This window comes from Hanstruepera marina (genome assembly GCF_019880635.1).
Classification (GTDB): Bacteria; Bacteroidota; Bacteroidia; order Flavobacteriales; family Flavobacteriaceae; genus Hanstruepera; species Hanstruepera marina.
Genome location: NZ_JAINVX010000001.1, coordinates 1043696 through 1068808, shown reverse-complemented (window position 1 = coordinate 1068808; position 25113 = coordinate 1043696). Strand labels below are relative to the sequence as shown.

Annotated in this window: 25 protein-coding genes and 2 tRNA genes; 12 read left to right on the top strand and 15 right to left on the bottom strand. The window is 33.8% G+C overall.

All coding sequences use genetic code 11. The features are described 5' to 3' along the window. Positions 1-51 precede the first annotated feature (51 nt). Entirely contained in the window at positions 52-1005 is a 954-nt protein-coding gene (locus K7G76_RS05015; protein ID WP_223033084.1) for a calcium/sodium antiporter, read from the bottom strand. A 129-nt stretch (positions 1006-1134) separates the two neighbouring features. On the opposite strand from K7G76_RS05015, the gene K7G76_RS05010 reads away from it, so the two are divergent. Beyond that, complete coding sequence (locus tag K7G76_RS05010) at positions 1135-1494, top strand: BlaI/MecI/CopY family transcriptional regulator (RefSeq protein WP_223033083.1); 360 nt, start codon at positions 1135-1137, stop codon at positions 1492-1494. Positions 1495-1497: 3 nt separating this feature from the next. After that, complete coding sequence (locus tag K7G76_RS05005; protein WP_223033082.1) at positions 1498-3864, top strand: M56 family metallopeptidase; 2367 nt, start codon at positions 1498-1500, stop codon at positions 3862-3864. Between the two features lie 44 nt (positions 3865-3908). On the opposite strand, the gene K7G76_RS05000 is transcribed toward K7G76_RS05005, so the two are convergent. Then, complete coding sequence (locus tag K7G76_RS05000; protein WP_223033081.1) at positions 3909-5876, bottom strand: endonuclease; 1968 nt, start codon at positions 5874-5876, stop codon at positions 3909-3911. A 95-nt stretch (positions 5877-5971) separates the two neighbouring features. Between K7G76_RS05000 and K7G76_RS04995 the strand changes: the two genes are divergently transcribed. Continuing rightward, positions 5972-6124, top strand: coding sequence for an SsrA-binding protein (locus K7G76_RS04995; RefSeq protein WP_223033080.1), 153 nt, complete (start codon positions 5972-5974; stop codon positions 6122-6124). Positions 6125-6181: 57 nt separating this feature from the next. Continuing rightward, a tRNA-Arg gene (locus K7G76_RS04990) sits at positions 6182-6255 on the top strand. 172 nt (positions 6256-6427) lie between these two features. Here K7G76_RS04990 and K7G76_RS04985 read toward each other — a convergent pair. The 7 genes from K7G76_RS04985 to K7G76_RS04955 are packed head-to-tail and all read right to left on the bottom strand — an operon-like array spanning position 6428 to position 11689. After that, positions 6428-6703, bottom strand: a complete 276-nt coding sequence (locus tag K7G76_RS04985) for an ATP-dependent Clp protease adaptor ClpS (RefSeq protein WP_223033079.1) — start codon at positions 6701-6703, stop codon at positions 6428-6430. A 13-nt stretch (positions 6704-6716) separates the two neighbouring features. Continuing rightward, on the bottom strand, positions 6717-7553 hold the full coding sequence (gene prmA / locus K7G76_RS04980; RefSeq protein ID WP_223033078.1) for a 50S ribosomal protein L11 methyltransferase: 837 nt from the start codon (positions 7551-7553) through the stop codon (positions 6717-6719). Positions 7554-7562: 9 nt separating this feature from the next. After that, positions 7563-7970, bottom strand: a complete 408-nt coding sequence (locus tag K7G76_RS04975) for a hypothetical protein (protein WP_223033077.1) — start codon at positions 7968-7970, stop codon at positions 7563-7565. Positions 7971-7984: 14 nt separating this feature from the next. Then, a complete protein-coding gene (tpiA, locus tag K7G76_RS04970; protein WP_223033076.1) occupies positions 7985-8734 on the bottom strand; it encodes a triose-phosphate isomerase in 750 nt (249 codons plus the stop codon). Between the two features lie 14 nt (positions 8735-8748). Then, positions 8749-9825: an ABC transporter permease gene (locus tag K7G76_RS04965; protein WP_223033601.1), complete on the bottom strand. Its 1077-nt coding sequence runs from the start codon at positions 9823-9825 to the stop codon at positions 8749-8751. 1 nt (position 9826) lies between these two features. Next, positions 9827-11146 carry a BT_3928 family protein gene (locus K7G76_RS04960; protein ID WP_223033075.1) on the bottom strand — a complete coding sequence of 440 codons (1320 nt, stop codon included), beginning with the start codon at positions 11144-11146 and terminating at the stop codon, positions 9827-9829. 3 nt (positions 11147-11149) lie between these two features. After that, positions 11150-11689 carry a DUF1599 domain-containing protein gene (locus K7G76_RS04955; protein WP_223033074.1) on the bottom strand — a complete coding sequence of 180 codons (540 nt, stop codon included), beginning with the start codon at positions 11687-11689 and terminating at the stop codon, positions 11150-11152. A gap of 106 nt (positions 11690-11795) precedes the next feature. Between K7G76_RS04955 and folP the strand changes: the two genes are divergently transcribed. The 4 genes from folP to K7G76_RS04935 are packed head-to-tail and all read left to right on the top strand — an operon-like array spanning position 11796 to position 14884. Further along, a complete protein-coding gene (gene folP / locus K7G76_RS04950) occupies positions 11796-12620 on the top strand; it encodes a dihydropteroate synthase (RefSeq protein ID WP_223033073.1) in 825 nt (274 codons plus the stop codon). A gap of 1 nt (position 12621) precedes the next feature. Continuing rightward, complete coding sequence (locus K7G76_RS04945; protein WP_223033072.1) at positions 12622-13272, top strand: hypothetical protein; 651 nt, start codon at positions 12622-12624, stop codon at positions 13270-13272. 35 nt (positions 13273-13307) lie between these two features. After that, positions 13308-14093: a diadenylate cyclase CdaA gene (cdaA, locus tag K7G76_RS04940; protein ID WP_223033071.1), complete on the top strand. Its 786-nt coding sequence runs from the start codon at positions 13308-13310 to the stop codon at positions 14091-14093. After that, a complete protein-coding gene (locus tag K7G76_RS04935) occupies positions 14093-14884 on the top strand; it encodes a DUF3667 domain-containing protein (RefSeq protein ID WP_223033070.1) in 792 nt (263 codons plus the stop codon). Before cdaA ends, K7G76_RS04935 begins: the two co-directional genes overlap by 1 nt. Before the next feature lie 3 nt (positions 14885-14887). Here the strand turns inward: K7G76_RS04935 and K7G76_RS04930 are convergent, their stop codons facing one another. Both K7G76_RS04930 and truA read right to left on the bottom strand, forming a co-directional pair. Beyond that, positions 14888-16663 (bottom strand): ABC transporter ATP-binding protein, encoded by a 1776-nt coding sequence (locus K7G76_RS04930; RefSeq protein ID WP_223033069.1) that lies wholly within the window; start codon positions 16661-16663, stop codon positions 14888-14890. Next, complete coding sequence (truA, locus tag K7G76_RS04925) at positions 16664-17401, bottom strand: tRNA pseudouridine(38-40) synthase TruA (RefSeq protein WP_223033068.1); 738 nt, start codon at positions 17399-17401, stop codon at positions 16664-16666. Positions 17402-17502: 101 nt separating this feature from the next. On the opposite strand from truA, the gene K7G76_RS04920 reads away from it, so the two are divergent. Continuing rightward, positions 17503-17994 (top strand): metallophosphoesterase family protein, encoded by a 492-nt coding sequence (locus tag K7G76_RS04920; RefSeq protein ID WP_223033067.1) that lies wholly within the window; start codon positions 17503-17505, stop codon positions 17992-17994. 55 nt (positions 17995-18049) lie between these two features. Here K7G76_RS04920 and K7G76_RS04915 read toward each other — a convergent pair whose 3' ends face one another. After that, positions 18050-18460, bottom strand: a complete 411-nt coding sequence (locus K7G76_RS04915; protein ID WP_223033066.1) for a DUF4293 domain-containing protein — start codon at positions 18458-18460, stop codon at positions 18050-18052. Between the two features lie 200 nt (positions 18461-18660). On the opposite strand from K7G76_RS04915, the gene rho reads away from it, so the two are divergent. Continuing rightward, entirely contained in the window at positions 18661-20280 is a 1620-nt protein-coding gene (gene rho, locus K7G76_RS04910; RefSeq protein WP_223033065.1) for a transcription termination factor Rho, read from the top strand. Positions 20281-20426: 146 nt separating this feature from the next. Here rho and rpsT read toward each other — a convergent pair whose 3' ends face one another. From rpsT to proS, 3 genes are all read right to left on the bottom strand, one after another. After that, positions 20427-20678, bottom strand: coding sequence for a 30S ribosomal protein S20 (gene rpsT / locus K7G76_RS04905; protein WP_223033064.1), 252 nt, complete (start codon positions 20676-20678; stop codon positions 20427-20429). Positions 20679-20703: 25 nt separating this feature from the next. Further along, positions 20704-20775 (bottom strand) — tRNA-Glu (locus K7G76_RS04900). Positions 20776-20922: 147 nt separating this feature from the next. Continuing rightward, the gene (proS, locus tag K7G76_RS04895) at positions 20923-22401 is read right to left on the bottom strand and encodes a proline--tRNA ligase (protein ID WP_223033063.1); all 1479 of its coding nucleotides are present in this window, start codon (positions 22399-22401) and stop codon (positions 20923-20925) included. 100 nt (positions 22402-22501) lie between these two features. On the opposite strand from proS, the gene K7G76_RS04890 reads away from it, so the two are divergent. Together K7G76_RS04890 and K7G76_RS04885 are read left to right on the top strand one after the other, a co-directional pair. Further along, the gene (locus K7G76_RS04890; protein WP_223033062.1) at positions 22502-23551 is read left to right on the top strand and encodes a hypothetical protein; all 1050 of its coding nucleotides are present in this window, start codon (positions 22502-22504) and stop codon (positions 23549-23551) included. A 29-nt stretch (positions 23552-23580) separates the two neighbouring features. Continuing rightward, entirely contained in the window at positions 23581-25104 is a 1524-nt protein-coding gene (locus K7G76_RS04885) for an OmpP1/FadL family transporter (RefSeq protein WP_223033061.1), read from the top strand. Positions 25105-25113: the final 9 nt, after the last annotated feature.

The following is a 25113-nucleotide window of genomic DNA, read 5'->3' as shown; positions in this document are numbered from 1 at the left end:
ATTTTTTTTAGGGTCAATTATCAACATTTGTTAATTACAATGAAACAAACCCTATTTATCTCCTAAAAAAGCCGAATAAATAAAAATAATATAAGCCGTAAGGATCAGCATACCTTTCCATCGCCCAATTGTAAATCGTTTTGGTAAAAAAGCTAATGGTAGTAAAATAGCCGCAAAACCAAGCATCCAAAAAATATCTTGTCCTAAAATATTTTCGTTTTTCACTTCAATAGGATGGACCATAGCAGTTAAACCTAAAACAGAAGCTATATTAAATATGTTAGAGCCTATTAAATTCCCCAATGAAATCGCTTTTTCTTTCTTTAAAGCAGCAATAACAGAAGCCGCTAATTCTGGCACGCTTGTCCCTATAGCAACCATCGTTACAGATATAACACGTTCAGTTACTCCTAGATAAACAGCTGTTTCTTTAGCTCCCTCCACCAACCACTCGCTTCCAAAGTACAACGCAGACCCACCAATAATTAACCAAAGTATAATTTTAAAGTTTGAAGTTACCTGCAAAGCGTCATCTATTTCTTCCGGAATAGCCGCTCCATGGCTTCGAGAATTACGGATTAGTATATACAAAAACACAACAAGCGACAAAACCAAAGCTGCCCCTTCCCCAAAATTAATTATTAATCCACTTTTTAAAATATAGTATAGTGCCAATGACAACAGCATCATCATAGGCCAATTTAATTTGTAAAAATCCCTACTAATTGCCAATGGTGATATAAAAGCAGTAACTCCAAGCACTAATCCAATGTTGGCAATGTTTGAGCCAATTACGTTTCCAAGTGCAATATCTGGCGAACCATCTAAAGCCGCCTGCAAACTAACCAAAAGTTCGGGTACAGAAGTTGCGAAAGAGACAACCGTCATACCAATTACAAGCTTTGAAATATTAAACTTAAAGGATAAGGCAACAGAAGAACGCACTAAAAACTCACCACCAACTACCAATAAAACCAACCCTAACAAAACCCAAATTAAGCTCATAAACTATTTTTTGCGAAGATACTATTTCATTTTATTCTACAATAAAAACTAAAAATTTCGTTAAATAACTATATACATAGTTGTATAACTATAAAAATAGTTATATGTTTGGACTATAATTTATCTGTCATGCAAAAATTAACAAACAAAGAAGAAGAAATCATGCACATTTTATGGAGGCTAGAAAAAGCTTTTGTTAAAGATGTGCTAGCTGAAATAAAAGAAGACAAACCGCATTACAACACTTTATCTACTATAATTAGAAATTTAGAAGAAAAAGGCTATGTAAGCTATAATGCTTTCGGCAAAACACATCAGTACTATCCTATTGTAAGCAAAGAGCTATATAAAGAGAAGTACATGAATACAGCAATTGAAAACTACTTTAATAATTCATATAAAAATGTTGTGTCATTTTTTGCGAAAGAAGAAAAAATAAGCGTTAGCGAATTAAAAGAGATTATTGAATTAATTGAAAAAAATAAATAAGCAATGGATTACTTACTAAAATCATCAGCCATTATTGCCCTGTTTTATTTGTTTTATCGAATATTCTTGCAACGCGAGACTTTTTTTCAATCTAATAGATGGTTTTTAATTATTGGATTGGCAATAGCATTATTGCTACCTTCTGTAGTTATACCTATATATATAGAATACACACCCATAGCATCTAGCACTCCAATATTGATTACTGAAGCTGTTTCCAACAAGACAGTTGCCGAAGCTGACCCCATTAATTGGATACAGGTTTCAACTTACCTATATATAATAGGTGTTAGTTTCTTTTTAGTAAAATTTTTTATTGAGCTAGCTTCTTTACACAGATTGATACAAAAAAATCCAAAAAAGAAAGTTGGACGCTATTCATTAATAGAAATATTTGACCGCGTAGCGCCTTTTTCCTTTTTTAAATGGATAGTTTACAATCCCAATCAATTCAAAAAAACGGAATTAAACTACATTATTAATCACGAAAAAATCCATGCCAATGAACATCATACCATTGATGTATTAATTGCTCAAATATGCTGTGCTATATTTTGGTTCAACCCATTAGTCTGGTTGTATAAAAAAGAATTACAGCAAAACCTGGAGTTTATAGCAGACAAGAAAGCTCAAACCATATCTGACTGTAAAACCAGCTATCAAAAACTGTTATTAAAAACTAGTGTGCCTCATCACCCATTGGTTCTCACAAATAATTTTTACAATTCATTAATCAAAAAACGAATAATTATGTTACACAAATCAAAATCAAACAAATTAAATGCTTGGAAATACGCCCTTGTCGTCCCTATTTTAGCATTGTTCTTAATGAGTTTTAACACTAAAGAGGTTTATATTTCAAAGGATATAGAAACCGTGCCAGTTGTTAAAAAAGACTTTATTATTTCATCTTCAAGTACCGATAATGATTTAGAGTTAATTACCAACTATTTTAAGAACAAACCCGTACAATTGCTGTTTTCTGAAGTTGTTAGAAATTCAGAAAACCAATTGAAGTCATTATCTTTAAACACTAAATACGCCAACGGAACAGATTACACTAAACGTATTACGGTTTCAAAATCGGATACTGACGTTATAACTCCTTTTAAAGTATCGTTCGACTCTAGTCAAGATGATATAACATTAAACTTTTTAGAAGAAAGTTCTGAAACCAACATCAGCAAACATAAAGTAAGCTTAAAAAAGAATACAACTGTTGGTGAAATCGTTCCAACATCAAAAAAAACACATAAGAAAACAGAAGATAATTCTTTAGGAGAAAATCCGCTTTATGTCATTGGCAACAAACACTATAAAAAAGAAGACCTGCCAAGCAATAAGATCCCAACAAAAGGCAGCATTGAAATTTTAAACAAAAAAGAAAGCAAAAAACGATTTGGGAGCGATGGCAAGGATGGAGCAGTTATATTTAATGGCAATACGTCTTTTGGAAAAGCTGAAGCGACTAACCATTTAAGACTTAATGACTTTATTATTACTAAAGATTTCAGTGAAGCCGATATTAATTTAGTTAAAGCACAATTAGAAAAGGAAGGTCTAAAAACAAAAATAAGAGGTATAAAGCGCAATAGTAATGGTGAGATTATTGCCATTAAAATAGAGGTCAGTTCAGATCACTCAAAGGCTAGCTTTAATTTAAATGACGATGGCCCCATAAACCCAATTCAAATTACATTTGATGAAGGCGGAAAAAATATCACCATTGGTTCAGGCAGACAACACAGAACTCATTTATATAGCACTCGTACTCGAAATGCTAGAGAAAACAGAGTGTACAGAACACGTAGCCGTAGTCGTGCGGGTACGGTTTCAGGTAGTAGTCATCGTATACATACTTGTGATACCGATTGCGACCACGACCATGATGTGAAATTTGAATTCCGCACCGATTCACATGACGGAGAGGATGAAAACGTAATTGTTAGGGGCAACAACACTTATGTTATAAAAAACAGTAACACTAATAACGGCAAACGCACAGTAACTATAACCAATGAAAATGGTGAAGATGAAGTCATAGAGTTAAAAAGCGACAAGAATGTTTATTTCTTTGAATCCAAAGATGGTAAAATCAGCTCTAAAAATGCAGTATGGGTTGACGACAAAAACAAAAAATTTGAATACAAAATAGGATCTAAAGGTAAAGGCAAAAATTTCTTTATCTCAACTGATGGCGAAGGCACGCCTTACATACTAAAAGATGGCAAGGAAATTACAAAAAAAGAAATGGACGAGCTTGATCCAGATAGCATAGATACTATTAATGTAATTAAAGGCGATGAAGCTGTTAGCAAATATGGCAACAAAGCTAAAGATGGTGTTATTATTATAACCTCAAAAGACTAAAAAAACCTCAACAAAAAATCCTAGGCTTTGACCTAGGATTTTTTTTATTCAATAATAATTTTCCGGACTTGAGTTATCCCATTACTAGTTATTTTCATAATGTAAATACCAGACGAAAAATCTAAATTAATAGAACTATTGTTTAGCACAGTATGGGATTCCAAAAATCGGCCATCAACATCATATAACTCAACGTTAACGCGATCTACATTTAACTTAAAGTTGATTCTTCCATTTGATGGGTTTGGGTAAATCTTAACCAAATTGACTTCCACTTCATTAACGCTTAATGGCTGACTCCAAGTTTCGCCAACCATATTTCCCCAAATATATTCTATTAAATCTGGTTGGTCTATAAATGGATTTCTATTAAACTGCCAATTGTAAATTATGTTATTTCTGTTCATTTCAAAATCGTCTGGAGGGTCGTTTCTATGCCAATCCAATAATGTTGCCAAATCACCAAACTGGCCAACCATACCATCAGGAAATCCATCAACAATTTCCAATCCGTTATACCTTACAGCCAAATAAAAAACACCTCTAGCCACATCTCCTTTAAAACTACCAAGTGTACCAACTGGACCATTATATTCACCATAAAACTGATTACCACGACTGCTGTTCTCTGGCCCATCAACAGCTCGCAAAGCATGCGCATCTGAATTACCATGACGCAACGAATCTGCTTTTGTTTCCCAAAATACGTCTATACCATCAGCTATTTCATCTTCTTCAATACTGTAGTAACCTGCTCGCGAACGTGGAAACGTATGCTCTCTATTCCATGTGCCAACATTATTAGAGGTAGTCTGAAAATCTAATTTAGCCCTACCTTCTTCTAAATACACCAACCAAACCTGATTGCTGTTTTCAGGGTTTTGGTCTGCCTCCTTTAATATATCAATACAGTCATTATACGTTTGTGCTCTTACGATTGCTGGATTAGCAATAATATCTTGTAAAGCCTGACGCAAGTCAGTATCAGAAAGACCATCCAAACTATCATAATAATCACTTGGCTGTGTGCTTGCAACCAAACCAAAGGTTGGGTCATTAGGCGCCCCAAAGTTAGCAACTGTAAAATCATCATCAATTACACGCAGTTTTACAAAATTGTTAAACGGAATGATTGGCGATTCCAAAGCTAAAAATTTAATTACAGGTTCCTCATCACCTTCATCATCAGTATCATTAATCAATGTTATAGTAGTGGAAATACTATTGGTTCCGTTTGAAATAGTTAGCATAGTATTTCCTGTAAAATCTGACGCATCAAATCCTTCATTGTCTAATGTAAAACCAAAATCGAAATCAGAAGTTACATTTTCCTGAGTGGTAAATGTGATATCAAAACTATCGCCTTCATTAAATTGAGTTTGAGCAACTGAAATTTCCAAAGGATTAAAAACAACACCACTTCCATCGTTTAAAGCTCTAGGAGTTGGCGTCGTAGATGTGTAACTCCCATCATTATTACGCTGAATGGAATTGGTGTTATTACCAGACCCTTCATTTATTTGCTGAATATCTACAAATCTTGGGTCGTCGTTAAATATATCAATCATATCTACGTCATCTGAATCAGAAGTATCATAAATTAAAACATCCACCAAGTTTGTAATGGTGGCAACGGTTCCTTCAGGGAAATCAAAATCATTGGCCTGATATATGGCTACTGCATCGGCACCATTTTGAATGACATTAGCAGAAATTAAAAGCTGTGGAAAAGGCGTAACCGTTTCACTACCTATGAGCAGCAAGCCGTTAATATCTGTTGAATAACCATCTAAATCTATTGTAAAATAGCTTGAATTAGCACCTGAAGTAGACCCGTTAAAAAAGACAACAACATAACCATCCAAAGCCATGTTGGGCGTGTCAGATTTTAATTCAACAAACTCTTTGTCGTCAATTCCTGGCGTATCGCAATCCAGTTCGTTAATAACAATTTGGGCAACAGACTGCCAAGAAAAAACTAGAAGCGCTATACAAAGTAAAATTTGTTTCATAAAAAAGCATTTTTGCAAAAGTAATCATCTGTTTATCATTAAATTATTAATTGGTTTAATAAATCATTAATTTTAACATTTGAAATAAAATCAGAATGAGAAAATCCTTTTTTAAGTTTTTAGCAAAAGTCAATAAAGCCGTTTTACCAAGCTATACGAAACAACGTTTAGATTTAAGCAAGGCCAGTAAATTACAAATGGCCATATTTGGATGGAAATTGTATGTTACAAAAAATGCTTTAGATTAATTTAAAATTTATTTGGCAGTTTATCTAAAAAAGGAATATATTTGCACCCACAAAATCGGCCACGTGGCGCAACTGAATAGCGCACTTGATTACGGCTCAAGAGGTTGCAGGTTTGAATCCTGCCGTGGTCACTAACAAAAAAGCTTTCAAGTACTTGAAAGCTTTTTTTATTTCTCAAACCTGATAAAAATCATAGGTTATTTCAATTATAATGCTGACCTTTAATAGGCTATTAATCGAGAAACTTTTTCACCAGATTGGTTTCTTTAAATAAGGCATCTATTTAGTCTGTAGATGCCTTTTTTATACAATTTCTGCACTTAAACCAGCTTCTTGAAGCATAGAGCAACGTGGCTCCAACTCTTTATAAGGACCGGTTTTTACAGCGCACTTACCTTTGTAATGCACAATAATGGAGCATTGCTCGGCTTGTTCTGGTGTATGGTCGCAAGCATATATTAAAGTTTCTATAACATGGTCAAAAGTATTGACATTATCGTTATAAAGAATAATTTCGTTTTGTTTTAAGGTTTTTTCATCGAGAAGCGTCGCTTCTGAAGTTTTTTCTTTGAGACTCATGGCAATTTTACTACTAATTTATAAATTTTAGGGCAACCCAATGATTTTGCTCTAAAGTATCAACGTGTTGCAATCCTAATATATTACACTTTTCTTTTATAATTTGAATGTCATCTTTATAAAATCCACTTAAAAATACTAAACCGTTGGCATTTAAACAAGCCATATAACTGTCTAAATCTTCCAATAAAATATTTCGGTTTATATTGGCAATAACCATATCGTATCGTTTGTCTTTCAACAAACTAGCATCACCTTCAAAAACATTAATGTTTTTGCAATTATTGCGTGCTACATTTTCTAAACTATTTAAGTAACACCAATTATCAATATCTATAGCATCAACCTTTTTAGCGCCTTTCATTTCAGCTAGTATGGCTAAAACTCCTGTACCGCAGCCCATATCTAAAACCGATTTTCCTTCAAAATCATTTTTTAAAATATGCTGAATCATCATGTGTGTGGTTTCATGATGCCCAGTACCAAAACTCATTTTGGGCTCAATAACAATATCATATTGCGTATTAAACGGTTCGTGAAAAGGCGCACGTACCGTACATAAATCACCAACGACAATAGGGTGGAAATTGCGTTCCCATTCGGCGTTCCAATTGATTTGTTCAATTTCGTTAAATGTATATGAAATTGAAAATTCATCAGCATTAAGTATTTGTATACCCTCTAAAATATCTGTATTCCAGTCCTCTTTTTGAATATATGCCGTAACACCTTCATCGGTTTCCACAAAACTTTCAAAACCAGCATAGCCCAATTCAGCAATTAGTATTTCTACACCTGGTTGTAATGGTGAAACTTTAAAATCGTAACCAATATAAATAGTGTTACTCATGAATTAAATTTATTTAGATTTCTTTAAAAAGTTAAGCATTAAATTTAATGGAAAAACGACTTGAACGGTAAAAATTAGCATTATAATAATAGCCATTATAGAATTTATATCAGAATCTTTAAAAAAAAGCTCAAGCAAGAATGCGATAATGATACCATCGATTGTTATAATCACATGGATTATTGTCATCCACATAATTAGTTTCCGGTTAAGCTTTCGCATTAACCAATACCAAAATCCAATTATACTAAAAGCTATAGCGAGTATCACAACTAAATAAGCGTTTTCGATTATGAAATACGTATCATAATAATTAACCGAGAGTGTGCCGTGTCCATTCAAAAATCCATAAAGGAGCAGTATTGGAATAGAAATCCAAAAGTAAAGATGGGGTTTACGAAATAATTTTGCTCCCATAATTTGTTTTTGTACTAAAAAGCATTAACAATAGCAAAGAAGTCTTCAGCGTTTAATGATGCACCGCCTATAAGCCCACCATCAACATCTGGCTTCGAAAAAATTTCTTTGGCATTATTAGGCTTTACACTCCCACCATACAAGATTGAAACTGAATTTGCTGTATCGCTTCCATACTTGTCAGACAAAGTTTTTCGAATAAAAGCATGCATATCCTGCGCTTGTTCTGGGGTTGCTGTTTCACCTGTACCAATAGCCCAAACGGGTTCGTAAGCTAAAACAATATTTTTAAAAGCTGATGCTTCTAAATGAAATAAAGAATTCTTTATTTGACGCTCTACTACTGATTCGTGATTGCCAGATTTTCTATCACTTAATTCCTCACCAAAACAAAATATCACTCGCATATCATGCTCTAAAGCTGTATTTATTTTTTTTGCTAGAGCCTTATCTGTTTCATTAAAATATGCACGACGCTCACTATGACCAAGAATAACAGACTGTATACCTATGCTTTTAAGCATTCCCGCACTAATTTCACCCGTATATGCACCATCTTCAGCAAAATGCATATTTTGAGCAACGACTTCAATGGGAAATTGCCTTGTTTCCTCAAATGCTGGCCAAAGATTAGTAAATGCAGGAGCTATCATAACTTCGGCATCTGAAGTTTTTTTCTGCTGCTTTAATTCAGTAATTAATGTCTTTGTTTGAATTAAACCATTGTTCATTTTCCAGTTTCCTGCAACTATATGTTTTCTCATGATGTTTATTTTAATTATTGAAGATTAACTTTAGGATCCAACCACGCATAAATAATATCTACAAAAATATTGATTATAATAAATATAATGGCAATAATTAATACGGCTCCCATAATAACAGGTAAGTCTAATGTATTTAATGCGTTTACAATTTCCTTACCCAAACCATTCCAGCCAAAAATATACTCTACAAAAACAGCGCCTGCAAGCATGGATGCAAACCACCCTGAAATTGCAGTTACCACAGGATTCATAGCATTTTTTATGGCATGGTTTTTAATTATCTGATATTCACTTAAACCTTTTGCCCTAGCTGTTCGAATATAATCTTGATTATAAACTTCCAATAAGGAATTACGCATTAACTGAATGACTACTGCCAAAGGCCTTATTCCCAATACCACAGCCGGAAGTATTAAATTCTTCCATTGAATATGTAACGATTCTCCATAATCATCTAACTCATAAAGGCTTCCTGTCATTTCTAAATTAGTATATTCATGCAATACAAAACCAAAGAACCAAGCAAATAATATGGCACTAAAAAACGAAGGCACGCTCATGCCAACTGTACTCAAAATTTGAATGAGTTTATCAAGCCACGTGTCTTTATAAATAGCCGAAATAACACCAAGAACCAACCCTAACAACATAGCTATAATGATAGCCGAAACCGCTAACACAAACGTATTGGGTAAAGTTTCGCCTATAACTTGGGAAACAGGCTTGCCTTGTTTGGTAAATGATTCACGCAAGTAAGGCCATTTTAAAACTACTGTTGTATTTGCAATCGTAAACAGTTTTGCTGCCGAATACTTGTTTTTTCTTAAAAATGTATAATCTTCAGATTGATTGGAATGAAAAGATACAGGTGATAAATCATTCAAATAATAAAAATACTGTGTTAGTTTAGGTTTATCAAAACCATATTTTTTTCTGACGGCTTCAACTTGTTCTGCTGACTGATTTTGACCCAACATCATTTTTGCAGGATCACCAGGAAGTACATTAAATAATAAGAAAATTACCGTAACAACACCAAATAAGGTGAGAAAAGCGTAGAACAGTTTATTTAAAAAATAGCTTATCAGGTTATTCTTTCTTTAAATCAATTTTAACAAAAGAGGTATACGATGTATTATTAGCTTTATTAATTGAGTCTAATATATCACCTTCTTTTCTTTCCATTAAAAAATATACCGCTTCAATATCTTCTTCATTTAACGAATCTGCTTCTAATTTAGTTGATATTTTTCCGTCAATTAAAAAAAGTTCTCCATCATTCCTAATAGCCGCCTTTGGTTTTTCTTCTACCTTTGACAATTCTATTTTATCTAAATCATTCCAATGTGCTTTTTGCATAACCGTACCTTTATTGAGTTTTACAATTCCAGGACTTGCACGCACAACTGTTTTTAATGCTTTTTCATCGCATAAATAGAAATCAAAGCTTAAGTTATGTTCGGCTTTAAAAGCTTGCTTTTCTTCAGCACCAGAAGCCGACAGGCCTATTACAACATACCCTGCATCTATAGCCTTATCAGAAAATGCCTTGAGTTTAGCAACACCTTCAGGTTCTGCTGTTGCCAAATTGTACATGATTATCATGATAAGGTTTTCTTCATTTAAAAAAGCTTCAGTAAAATCGGCATCATCAGTTTCAATTGAAAAATCTTTTACAGGTGGGTCATAACCTTCTTCAATTACTTTAGTTTCTACGCCAACATATTCACCATCTACGGTTGGATAACTACCATTTGTAACATATTCTTTTTCTTCACCATTAACATTAAATGTCCATGTGAATTCTTGAACTGGTTTTGGTGCATCGTCTGGAACAATCATACCTTCCTGAATATTGGCTCCTACTTTATAAGCCCTAAAATCTATAGCTGGCAAATGCATTAACACATAATAGGCAAAGCCCAAACTCGCTATAAAACTCCCAAGAGCCACTACGGTTAAACCTAATTTATTCATTATTGGGTTAATGTGTTTTACACCCTTGAATAAAATCAAGATAAATACCAATAGTATAACATCTTTAGTGAAGCTCTCCCAAGGCGTCAGTTTAAGTGCATCGCCAAAACAACCGCAATCTTTTACTTTATCAAAATATGCCGAATAAAAGGTTAAAAATGTAAAAAACACAATCATTCCCAACAAGCTCCATACTGTAAACTTGGGTTTATATCCTATGAGCAGAAAAATACCAAGAACAACTTCAAAAACAACAACCAATATTGAAATTATAAGTGCATAAGGCTCTAAAAATGGAATATTTAAAACATCGGCACTAAAATACTCTTGCAGCTTATAGGAAAACCCCAACGGGTCGTTCAACTTTATAAATCCTGAAATTATAAATAAAACGCCTACTAATATTCTACTAATGTTTACTAAATATTTCATATGCTAATTTTCGTTTAAATGAATCATTGCAAATACAGCGTAATTAATCATGTCTTGATAATTAGCATCGATACCTTCACTAACTAAAGTTTTGCCTTTGTTGTTTTCAATTGATTTCACGCGTAATAATTTCTGCAAAATTAAATCGGTTAATGAGCTCACGCGCATATCACGCCAAGCTTCGCCATAGTCATGGTTTTTATCTAGCATTAACTGTTTTGTAGTAGCTATTTGTTGGTCGTAAAGTTCCGTTGCCTCTTCAGTTGACAAATCTGGTTGATCTACAACACCTTTGTCTAACTGGATTAACGCCATAATACAATAGTTGATAATACCAATAAACTCACTCACTTCACCTTCATCTACTTTGCGTTCGTCATTTTCTTGCAAGCTTCGTATGCGCTGCGCCTTAATAAAAATTTGATCGGTTAATGATGGTAGCCTTAAAATACGCCAAGCACTTCCATAATCAGACATTTTTTTTATAAATAAACTTCTACAGGTTTCAATTACGACATCGTATTGTTTTGAAGTATCTTGCATGAATTAAATTGAATTTTCCGTAAATTTCGCATAAATAATTTTAATGTTCAAAGTTTCCGGTTTAAAGTTTCAAAACCCTTTACCAACAACCTCTAACTCGGTATAAATGACAATTAATTGTAAAGGCAACCTCATAGATTTAAGCACCCCAAAAGTAATGGGGATTCTTAATCTTACCCCAGATTCCTTTTATGATGGCGGCAAATATAAAAATGAAAGTGAGATACTATCACAAGTGTACATGATGCTAAAAAATGGTGCTACTTTCATTGATATTGGCGCTTATAGTTCCAGGCCAGGAGCTGTTGATATTTGTGAAGATGAAGAAAAAAAACGCCTTTCTCCTATTATTACACTAATTCTTAAGGAGTTTCCCAATGCGCTATTATCAATTGACACATTTAGAAGTCAAGTTGCTAAATTGGGGATAGAAGCTGGCGCCTCAATAATCAATGATATAAGCGCTGGGCAATTAGATGATAATATGATGCCTACAGTTGCAAGACTACGAGTCCCATATATTATGATGCACATGAAAGGCACACCGCAAACCATGACCAAAGAGACACAGTATGAAAATCTCATTGAAGACATTATGTTCTACTTTTCAGAACGTTTAGCTTTGGCTCGTAGTTATGGCATAATAGACACTATAATTGATCCTGGCTTTGGATTTGCAAAAACTCGGGAGCAGAATTTTGTCTTAATAAATCATTTAGAATTATTTAAAACCATAGAAAGACCAATCCTTGTTGGTTTATCTAGAAAATCAATGATTTACAAAACCTTGAACAGCTCCCCTAACGAGGCATTGAATGGAACAAGTGTACTCAACACGATAGCCTTACAAAAAAACGCCAATATTTTGCGTGTCCATGATGTTAAAGAAGCTGTTGAATGTGTTCAACTTATTAATCAATTACAAAACTAATATGCGAATTTCACTAGTATTACTGCTTATTGTTTTTATGTCCTGTAGTTCAGAAAAAATAATTGAACTGCCAGAAATTAAGCAAGCAAAAATCACTGAAATTAATGACGTTTCACCTGCTTATTTGTTTTACGATGAAATGCAACCTGACAGTGTAGAGCTAAATCGTAAAAATTTAATTAGCACAACTAACTGGCTAGTAAATGTTGACAAACGTTTGACTCTAGGGCAAGCCATACCAAGAATTCAATTTTTACAACAGAAAAAAAACAATTCCAGTCATAAGAATGAGGCTGCAAAGAATTACTATACCTGCCATGATTTAAGTGAGAATAATTTAGGGTTTATTGAATTCACGGGTATTAACTATCATCTATTAGAAACAGAAAGCGCTTCAAAAACTTTAGAAGTTATAGTTGAAACTTTAGACAACATATCCATAAAAAAATCAGCAGCAGCTATTATTAGTTTTGAAACCAACCTTGAAAACCTAATTTCAGATTTAAAGAACATTTCTACCGAAACCCCTCAAAAAGTATCGTTACGACTTAAAGCTTCTTTGACTTTTCAGGATTATATTTCTCTAAAAGAAAAATTGACTACAATTAATTTTGAAGACATTACAATAGACAACAACGAGTTTATTTATTAAGCTTATTTTGTTAAATTTACCAAAACCCACTGCCTTTGGAAATTTTTGATGATTTACTAAAATTCACAATAGTTGATATTATAGACGTTATTTTGGTAGCCCTTCTACTCTACTATGTCTATAAATTAGTAAAAGGCACTGTAGCTATAAATATTTTTATTGGGATTGTAATAATTTACTTCATCTATCTTATCACGGAAACCCTACAAATGAAGATGTTAAGCAAAATACTTGGCGGCTTTATGAGTGTAGGTTTAATTGCACTTATTGTTGTGTTTCAACAGGAAATCAGGAAATTCCTTCTTATGATTGGATCAACCAACTTCAGCAAACGCGGGAAATTCTTTAAACAATTAAAATTTTTAAAAACTGAATCTGCTACCGAAACAGATGTTAGCGCTATTGTTAACGCCTGTAATAAAATGGGCACCACAAAAACCGGAGCTTTAATAGTTTTTGAACGCAATAATAATCTCGATTTCTTGACCAACACTGGTGATGAGATGAACATAAAGGTTACGCAACCTATTATTGAAAGTATATTTTTCAAGAACAGTCCTTTACACGATGGTGCCATTATCATTATAAACAATGTGGTAAAAGCAACTCGGGTTATACTACCTGTTAACAACGAAAAAACATTACCGCAACGTTTTGGACTAAGACATCGTGCTGCTGTTGGTATTACCGAAAAAACGGATGCATTGGCTCTAGTTGTTAGCGAAGAAACAGGACAAATATCATATTTTAAAGATGGCAAGTTTGTCATGTTTAAAGATACTCAAGATTTAACTCATATTATTAAAGAAGATTTAGGGTAATGCTATGCAAAAACTGTAAAATAGCTATTGACAGCACCGATAATTATTGTAAAAACTGCGGTGGAAAAATAGTTAAGAAGAGACTAACTATTCAAAATCTATTTGAACATTTTAGTTCCCAGTTTTTAAATTACGATAACCTATTTCTTCAAACATTCATTTCTTTATTCACAAAACCCGATGATGTAATTGGTGGTTATATTGATGGTGTCAGAAAAAAGTATATCAATCCTATAAGTTACTTTGCCTTGGCCATTACCCTTGCCGGATTCCAAATTTATATTATTAAAACTTTTTTTCCCGAAGGCTTTGATTTATCTAATATAACCATAGAAGGCCAAGAAGAGTTTGCAAATTCGTATTTCAGTTTTATTCAAGATTATCAATCTTTAATATTGCCATTGTTTGTTCCTGCCTATGCTTTAATGTCAAAAATTGTCTTTTACAACTACAAAAAATACAATTACACCGAACATTTGGTCACTTTCTTATATATTTTATCGCAAATAACTATAGTAATGCTTTTACCTGTCATTGCTTTTACTGCTCTGGGGTATACCTATGGCGATTTCACCTTTTTAACTATAATATTTCAAATAGCTTACTCTGCCTATTGTTTAAAAAAAGTATTTGCATTGAGCATGAAGAAGCTACTTTTAAAAACACTATTATTTTTTGTGGTTTTTAGTATTTTATATGTATTGGTTATTATTCTTTTTATAGCCATAATGATTGTGGTTTATGGTGGTTTAGAAGGTTTTGTAGAAGCTTTTGGAGGTGCAAATCAATAGTTATTAGGCCACTTCCTCCTCTTCTTTTAAAAACTGCACTTCATATAGGTTTTTGTAATACCCGTCAGTTTTTTGCAGCAATTCATTATGCGTACCCTCTTCAACTATTTGTCCAGCATCCATAACTACAATTTTATCAGCTTTCTTTACAGTTGCTAAACGATGTGCTATAATAATTGACGTTCGGCCTTTTGTGATTTTATCGGTTGCATTTTGAATAAGTTGTTCAGAATAGGAATCAACCGAAGATGTCGCTTCGTCCAAAACCAAAATACTTGGGTTGGTAACATAAGCCCTTAAAAATGAAATTAATTGCCGCTGACCTGACGATAGCATAATACCACGCTCTTTTACATTGTAATGATACCCATTGGGTAAACTCATGATAAAATCATGAATACCGATATCTTTTGCGGCCTGAATCACTTCTGCTTCCGTAATATGAGGATTGTTTAATGTAATATTGTTTAAAATAGTATCAGCAAAAAGGAAAACATCTTGAAGTACAACTGCTATTTGACTACGCAATGACGCCAATGTCATATCCTTTATATTGACATCATCAATTAAAATACTACCATTATTAATGTCATAGAATCTATTTAGTAAATTTATGATGGTAGACTTACCTGCTCCTGTTGCACCAACAATAGCTATTGTTTCTCCTGCATTAAGATTTAAAGACACACCTTTTAAAACCTCTTCATTTTCAACATAACTAAAATGTACATCTCTAAATGTTATTTCTCCTTTAAAATGTGTAGCAACCTGAGTTCCGGTATCATCAATTTGCGAAGTTGTCTCCAATACTTTAAACACACGTGTTGCTGCCACCATGCCCATTTGAAGTGTATTAAACTTATCTGCGATTTGGCGCAATGGCCTAAACAACATTGGTATCATCATAATAAAGGCTGTTAAATCACCTAATGATGCCGTTTGATCTATAACCGTATTAAGACCTCCATACCAAGCAATAAGCCCAATGGTTATCGATGATGACAATTCAGCAATTGGAAAAAATATGGAGTTATACCAAACAGTCTTTAACCAACCCTGTTTATGTCTTTCATTTATTTCCTTAAATTTTTTGTATTCGGTATCTTCTCTTGTAAATAATTGCAGAATCTTCATACCAGTAACACGCTCTTGAACAAAAGAATTAAGATTGGACACTTCGGTTCGCACTTCTTCAAAAGCTTTTTTCATATACTTTTGAAATAAGCGTGTGGCATACAATACCAATGGCAACATCAAAAACACGATAATACTCAATTCCCAATTCATGTAAATCATGACACCAGAAACAACTAACATAGTAAGCAAGTCACGGAATATCATAAATAAACCTTGTCCGAAAATATCAGCTATACGCTCCATATCTGTTACTGCCCTTGTAATTAGAACACCAACAGAAGAATTATTAAAATATTTCATTTTAAAGCCCAGCATGTGGTTGAACAGTTTAATGCGTATATCCTTTACTACTGTTTGCCCCAACCAACCAGCATAATAAATAAAAAGCAGTTGGCAAATAACCTCGGCCAATAACATGCCACCCATCAATAGTATATAAGGCAAAAAGCCTTCAAATGTTTTAGTTGCAATATTTTTATCTATGGCTTGTTGTAAAATATATGGTCTAGCAGCACCTAAAACAGCCAACAAAATAACTGCAATTAAAACCCCAACAAATACACTTTTATATGGTGATATAAACTGCATGAGTTTCTTAAGCAGATGCGTATCAAGTATTTTATTTTTCTTTTTATCGGTCATTTATATCGTTTCGGGATAATCTATTTTAGTAAGATACAAACCATGAGCTGGGACTGAATACCCAGCTTCACTTCTATTTTTTGAAGCTATTATGGTTTCTAAATCTTCAACTGTTATTTTATTTAAACCAACATTTATTAGTGTTCCAACTATAGCGCGCACCATATTACGTAAAAACCTATCAGCTTTTATGGTGAAATGCAGTTCATTGCCTACCTGTTCCCAATTAGCCTTTTTTATATCACAATAATACGTTTTTACATCTGTATGGGTTTTAGAAAAGCATTGAAAATCTTTATGACCCAATAGTACCTTTGCAGCTTGATTCATCAAACCTATATCCAAAGGCTTTTTCATAAAGTATGCCGAATCAAAATTAAATGCATCTTTCTCTATAGCCACACGATATAAATAGGTTCGGCCAACAGCATCAAATCGCGCATGCGCATCTTTATGCATTTCAAATACGCTGTGAATGGCTATATCCTGAGGCAAAAAAGCATTTAGCTTATACTTTAAATGATCACTTTCTATCCTAACATTTGAATCAAAATGTGCAAACATTTGTTTGGCATGCACACCAGCATCCGTACGTCCGGCACCAACAATTTTAGTTTCAGCATTCAACAATTTACTTAAGGCATTTTCTATAACTTCCTGTACAGAAATAGCATTAGGCTGATTTTGCCAACCGTGATAAGCTTTACCATTATATGAAAGTTCTAAAAAATATCGCAAGAAAGTCTACTTTTGTGAAAGGCAAAGATAAAACTTTATCCAACTTTAAATTTCAATAAAACGTTAATATAAATAGATTGCCTATTCAATTGGAAACTAACATGAAAAAAATCCTTCTGCTTTCTGATACCCACAGTTATATTGATGATACCATTTTAAAATATGTAAAACAAGCTGATGAAGTCTGGCATGCTGGCGATATTGGTAATTTAAAAGTAACAGACAGTATTAAAAACTTAAAACCTTTAAAAGCGGTTTACGGCAATATTGATGATGAAAAAGCGCGTCGTGAATTTCCATTAGACAACAGATTTATGTGCGAAGGCGTAGATGTTTGGATAACCCACATAGGCGGTTATCCCAATAAATACAGCATACGCATTCGTGAAAAAATTAAAGAGAATCCGCCACACTTATTTATTTCGGGTCACTCTCATATTTTAAAAGTCATACCAGACAAAAAACTCAACTTATTACACATGAACCCTGGAGCTGCTGGCAAACATGGGTTTCACAAAGTGCGCACTATGTTGCGTTTTACTATAGATGGCAGAAAGATTGAAAACTTGGAGGTTATTGAATTTAAGAAATAAAAAAGCCCAAGATCTTCACCTTGGGCTCACGCACTAATATACTAAGATGATAGGTTTATCGTAATCTATCTACAGATTTTACGAGATCTTCGTCCTTTTTAATGGCTTTATTGGCTAACGCCAAAAACACGATAGAAACAATAGGAAGAAAAATCCCAATACCTTTCTCAGAAACAACTGTTTCTCCAGATAAATTTAGAGATTGATACACAAATACTCCTAGTAAAATAAAGTTTAATATTATATTCAGTCGTCCCAACATAAATTGCGACTTCCTGTTTTTAAATCTAGATATTGATAAAATTGAAAAAAATGCTGAAACTAAAAAAATAGCAAAAACATAATTTACATCATGGGCATAAATCTTCTCACCTTCAGGGTTAGTCCACAATTCAAACACATAAATTAATCCCACTGAAACCACAGCAGCCATTAATAAGTATAAGGTTTGAATTCTTTGAAGCATTACATTTTTAATTTATCGAGCACAAAAATAATAGTTTCTTTTTTAAAATTAGCCGAAAAAAATAAAAATAAAGTTGTATAATTGCAGTAATGATTTACAACTGCCACAGTTGTAAGTTGTTAATTCTTCAAAATAAGATCAATTTTTCTTCGGAATAATTCAACTTAAAATAATTAATCAAAACATTCAATTCAACATCAATGTTTGAAATAGCACAATTAAAAGAAATGAAGCTTCCTGAATTACAGGAAATTGCTAAAAAACTGAACGTTTCTAAATACCGTTCATTAAAAAAATTAGATTTAGTATATCAAATCCTAGATCATCAAGCAGCTAATCCTAAAGCTGTAAAAGAAGTTGTAGCCGCCGAGAAACCTTCTGATAACCCAAGCGACAACACCAATAAAAAACCTGCCCAAAAACGTCCAAGACAACGTATTCAAAAGCAAAAACAGGACAGTAGTTTAAGTACAGACAATAAGCCTGAAGCAAAGGAATCACCAACTCAAGATAAAAGCCAACAAAAAGCACCGCAGCATACCAATCAGAAAAAAGATACTGATAAAACCAACACAAAAGACGACAAGAAAAAAGACAATAATCAAAATCGTCAAAAGCGCGACAACACTAAAAACAAGAATAATTCGCAAGGCAACAATGGAAATAAAGACAATAGAAATCGTTACCGCGAACCTGATTTTGAATTTGATGCTATTATTGAAAGTGAAGGTGTTTTAGACATCATGCAAGATGGTTATGGCTTTTTAAGATCTTCAGATTATAATTACCTGTCTTCCCCTGACGATATTTACGTTTCTCAATCGCAAATCCGTTTATTTGGTTTAAAAACTGGTGATACGGTTTTAGGCCATGTAAGACCTCCAAAAGAAGGAGAAAAATATTTCCCTTTAATTAAGGTGAGTAAAATAAATGGGCAGAAACCAGAAGTTGTTAGAGATCGTGTTTCATTTGAACATCTTACACCATTGTTCCCAAAGGAAAAATTCAATATAGCTGAACGCCAAAGTACAATATCTACACGTATTATGGATTTGTTCTCTCCTATTGGAAAAGGACAACGTGGCATGATTGTTTCGCAACCTAAAACAGGAAAAACTATGTTGCTTAAGGATGTGGCCAATGCTATTGCAGCAAACCATCCTGAAGTTTATCAAATGATTTTATTAATTGATGAACGCCCAGAAGAGGTGACCGACATGCAACGTAATGTTAGAGGTGAGGTTATTGCTTCAACTTTTGATAAAGAAGCACATGAACATGTGAAAATTGCCAACATTGTTCTAGAAAAAGCAAAACGATTGGTTGAATGTGGTCATGATGTGGTTATTTTATTAGATTCAATTACCCGTTTGGCCAGAGCTTATAATACAGTTCAACCAGCATCTGGAAAAATATTATCAGGTGGTGTAGATGCCAATGCTTTACATAAACCAAAACGTTTCTTTGGAGCAGCACGTAATATTGAGAACGGCGGTTCGTTAACCATAATTGCTACTGCATTAACTGAAACTGGCTCTAAAATGGACGAAGTAATTTTTGAAGAATTTAAAGGAACCGGTAATATGGAATTGCAATTGGATCGTAAGATTTCTAATCGTAGAATTTTCCCTGCTATCGATTTAACCTCTTCGAGCACACGTCGTGATGATTTATTGCTAGACGACAATACTATTCAGCGTATGTGGGTAATGCGTAAGTATTTAGCTGATATGAATCCCGTTGAAGCCATGGAATTTATTAATGAGCGTTTTAAACAAACCAGAAACAATGAAGAGTTTTTAATCTCTATGAATGGATAAAACTTTTGATTATTATAAAAAAAGGAAGCCTTGATTGTTATCAAGGCTTTTTTTTTATGTTTACACCAACAATAAACTTTATCGCTGGAAACAAAAAAAGCTTCTCTAATGAGAAGCTTACTTATATCTTTAAAGCTATACTTGTATTAAAGTGCAGCTACATGCTTTGCTAAACCAGACTTAAGGTTAGCCGCTTTATTATTATGAATAATATTTTTCTTCGCTAATTTATCAATCATAGAAGATACAGAAACCAATAATTCTTCAGCTTCTTTCTTATTCGTAGTGTCACGCAATTTCTTAATTGCATTACGAGTAGTCTTGTGCTTATATCTATTTCTTAAGCGTTTTGCTTCGTTACTTCTAATTCTCTTTAACGCTGACTTATGATTTGCCATTTGTTTCTTTTCTTATTAAAAATTGTAGCCCGTAGGGGAATCGAACCCCTCTTACCAGGATGAAAACCTGGCGTCCTAGCCGATAGACGAACGGGCCATTTGGTTTTGAGTGCGCAAATATAAATTTAAAAATCTAAACTTGCAATACTTTTCAAATAACTCTCAATGTTTCCATTGCGGATGCAAAAATACAACTATTTTTAAATGTTGCAACAACTAAATCATCTTTTTTTTAAAAAAATAATTAGTAGGCTTTTGCAAACAATACTCTACGTTTTGAAGGCTTCCCAGAATAAAGACAAACCCCAGGTTCAACTTTATCATCCAAAGGAATACATCTAATAGTAGCTTTAGTTTCTTCTTTTATTCTGGTTTCTGTCTCTTCAGTACCATCCCAGTGAGCAGAAACAAAACCACCTTTTTCTTCAATTACAAGCTTAAAATCGTCGTATGAATCAACTTCAGTGATGTGCGAATCTCTAAAATCTAATGCCTTTTTATATAATGAACTTTGAATATCATCCATTAAATCCACAACTTTTGTTGTCAGATTATCAATAGCTACAATTTCTTTTGACAAAGTATCTCTACGAGCCAATTCAACTGTTCCATTTTCTAAATCTTTAGGGCCAATGGCTATTCTTAAAGGCACACCTTGTAATTCATGCTGTGCAAACTTTGCTCCTGGACGTAACGTATCGCGATCATCAAACTTAATTGTAATGCCTTTAGATCGTAATTCATCAATAATAACATTGGCAAGTTTAGATATCTCATTTAACTGTTCTTCATTTTTATAAATTGGCACAATTACTACCTGATTTGGCGCTAAATTTGGAGGCAACACCAATCCGTGATCGTCACTATGAGTCATAATAAGCGCACCCATTAATCGCGTTGAAACACCCCAAGATGTTGCCCATACATAATCTTGTTTACCCTCTTTTGAAGTAAACTTCACATCAAAAGCTTTTGCAAAATTCTGACCTAAAAAATGTGATGTTCCTGCCTGTAGTGCTTTGCCGTCTTGCATCAAAGCTTCAATACAATAGGTTTCTACTGCTCCAGCAAAACGCTCACTATCAGATTTTATACCTTTAATTACGGGTATTGCCATAAAGTTCTCAACAAAAGCAGCATAAACATTATTCATTAATTCAGCTTCTTTTATAGCTTCCATTTCAGTAGCATGGGCTGTATGCCCTTCTTGCCATAAAAATTCAGCTGTTCTCAAAAACAAACGCGTACGCATCTCCCAACGTACCACATTTGCCCATTGGTTGATTAGGATAGGTAAATCTCTGTAAGATTGGATCCAACCTCTATAGGTATTCCAAATAATGGCCTCGCTTGTTGGCCTTACCACTAACTCTTCTTCAAGTCTAGCTTCAGGATCCACACGTAACTTACCTGCATTATCAGGATCATTTTGCAACCTATAATGCGTAACAACCGCACATTCTTTAGCAAATCCTTCAGCATTTTTCTCCTCCGCTTCAAATAAACTTTTTGGTACAAAAAGTGGAAAATAAGCATTCTGATGTCCTGTTTCTTTAAACATTCGATCTAATTCTGCTTGTATTTTCTCCCAAATCGCAAAACCATAAGGCTTAATCACCATGCATCCTCTAACGGCTGAATTCTCGGCCAAGTCAGCCTTTACAACTAATTCGTTATACCATTTAGAATAATCCTCTTCCCTACTTGTAAGTTTTTTGCTCATATACAGGCTTTTGGCACAAAAATTGTGACTATGTTAAATAAAAAAATAGTTCAGCAAAACTAACTATTTTTGTGATGTTCAACAATAAAATATAGAAGATATGCAATTTAAAAACTACCCAAGCCTAAAATTTGCGCCATTTACATTAATTAGTGTATTGCTTATCTTAACTTCATGTGGATCCAGTCAGCAAGTTGTTCAAGATAGTGATGGCATTTACGGCTCGCCAGATAAGACTGTGACTTATGTAGATGTTGAACAAACGCCTTCAGAACAAAACAACCCTAACAGCAATTATTATAAGAACTATTTTAGCGAGAAAGCTTCTGAATATGATATTTATACTGAAGATGAAGTCTTTACTGATGTTGACGAATATGAAGGTGATTATGCTGAAGAAAACGATTCATTACAAGTCGACTACAATAATTATGCTGGCTGGGGACAAGAAACAGGTAGCGTTTCCATAAATGTATACAGTGGATTTGGATTTGGCTATGCTGGATACTGGAACAACTATTGGGGTTGGAATGCTGGTTGGGGTTGGGGATATCCAAGTTATGGTTGGGGCTGGGGTTATCCAGGTTATTGGGGTCCAGGTTGGGGCTACCCAGGTTATGGCTGGGGATATTACCCACCTTATTATGGATGTTATTATCCTACACCATACTATTCTAACGGATACCGCTATTCTTATGTAAACGGAAGAAGAGGTGTATCGTCGTATAGGAATGGTTATTCACGTACAGCATATAATAGTAATTACTTAAATACGGGAGGTAGATCTCGATATTTAAATACTACAACTACTAGACGCAATACAACTTCGGGAAGAACTAGAACGTATACTTCAGAAGGACGACCAAATAATTCGGTAACAAATTCAAACTCTACTGTAAAACCTAGAAGCGGCAGAACAAGAACGAATACAAATTCTACCCCTAGACCTAGATCAAATTATAACGGAACAACTTCCAAACCAAGATCCAACTCATCATCCAGACCTAGATCGCAGTACAACTCATCATCCAGACCTAGATCTTCAGCTCCAAGCAGAAGTTATAGTTCACCAAGACCTAGTAGTGGAGGTGGTGGTTTTTCACGAGGTGGAGGTGGCTCTAGTCGCGGTGGTGGTAGAGGAGGTATTTAATCTGTAGTTAAATCAAGTAAAAAATTGTTATGAAAAAATTAATGATTCCAATCATTAGCGCATTGTGCTTGTCTTCAACCTACGCTCAAGACATAACAGACGCCTTACGCTATTCTCAAGATGAAATTAAAGGAACTGCTCGTTTTAGAGCTTTAGGCGGTGCTTTCGGTGCTTTAGGAGGAGATATAAGTGCTGTTAGCGTAAACCCAGCTGGCTCGGCTGTTTTTTCGTCAAGTCATATTTCTATGTCTTTATCAAATAAACACGTTAAAAATGAAACCCAATATTATAATGATTTTTCTGGGAATTCATTTTCAAATATTGATTTAGGGCAATCTGGCGCAGCTTTTGTTTTTAACAATAGAAATCAAAACTCAAAATGGAATAAATTTACCATAGGAGCTTCCTATGAACAGATTCAGGATTATGACAATGACTGGTATGCTTATGGCGTAAACCCCAATAACTCTATAGATCGTTATTTTTTAGAATATGCTAATGGTTTAAGATTAGATGAGATATCCGCTTTACCGGGTGAAACCTATTCTCAAGCTTATTCAGAGATAGGTAGTTTATTCGGCTATGGGAATCAACAGGCATTTTTAGGTTATGAATCCTATATATTGGAACCTGATGATTTTAATGACGACAATACTATTTACACCTCAAATATTAGCGGTGGAAATTACAATCAAAATTATAATTATACATCTTCAGGGTACAACGGGAAGTTTACTATGAATGCTGCTGCAGAATACAATAACCGCTTATATATAGGCCTAAACTTGAATTCTCATTTCGTTAATTATAGCAGTTACACGTATTTATCTGAAACTAACAATAACCAAGGGTCCAATGTTAGTCAAGTAAATTTTGGCAATAGTCTTTATACAATCGGTTCAGGATTTTCATTTCAACTAGGAACAATTATAAAAGTAACTCATGGCTTACGTGCTGGATTTACTTATAACTCCCCAACTTGGATGAACATTTCTGACGAAACAACACAATATATAAGAACGGTTAGAGATGATAATGGTTCAAATGTTTCACAAGTTATAGATCCATTAATCGTTAACATCTATCCTACTTACCGGTTACAAACACCCGGTAAAATTACTGGTAGCTTGGCTTATGTATTTGGAAATTATGGTCTGATTAGTTTTGATTACTCTTTAAAAGACTATGGTAATGCTAAATTTAAACCAAAATCTGATACTTATTTTTCTGAACAAAACAGTATTATAAATACAAATTTAAAAGCAGCTTCAGTTTATAGAGTTGGAGCAGAAATAAAATTAAATCGTTTAAGTTTAAGAGGTGGCTATCGTTTTGAAGAAAGCCCTTATAAAAATGAAATTACTGTTGGAGATTTAAATTCATGGTCAACAGGTTTAGGTTACAATTTCAATAATGTTGTAAAATTGGATTTATCATTTGATCAATCTAAACGCGAAAGCAATCCTCAACTCTATACTATTGGCTTGGTTGATCGTGCTAATTTAGACACAACTATCTCCAATTTTACAATGACAGTAGTTTTTAATCTTTAACCAAAAACA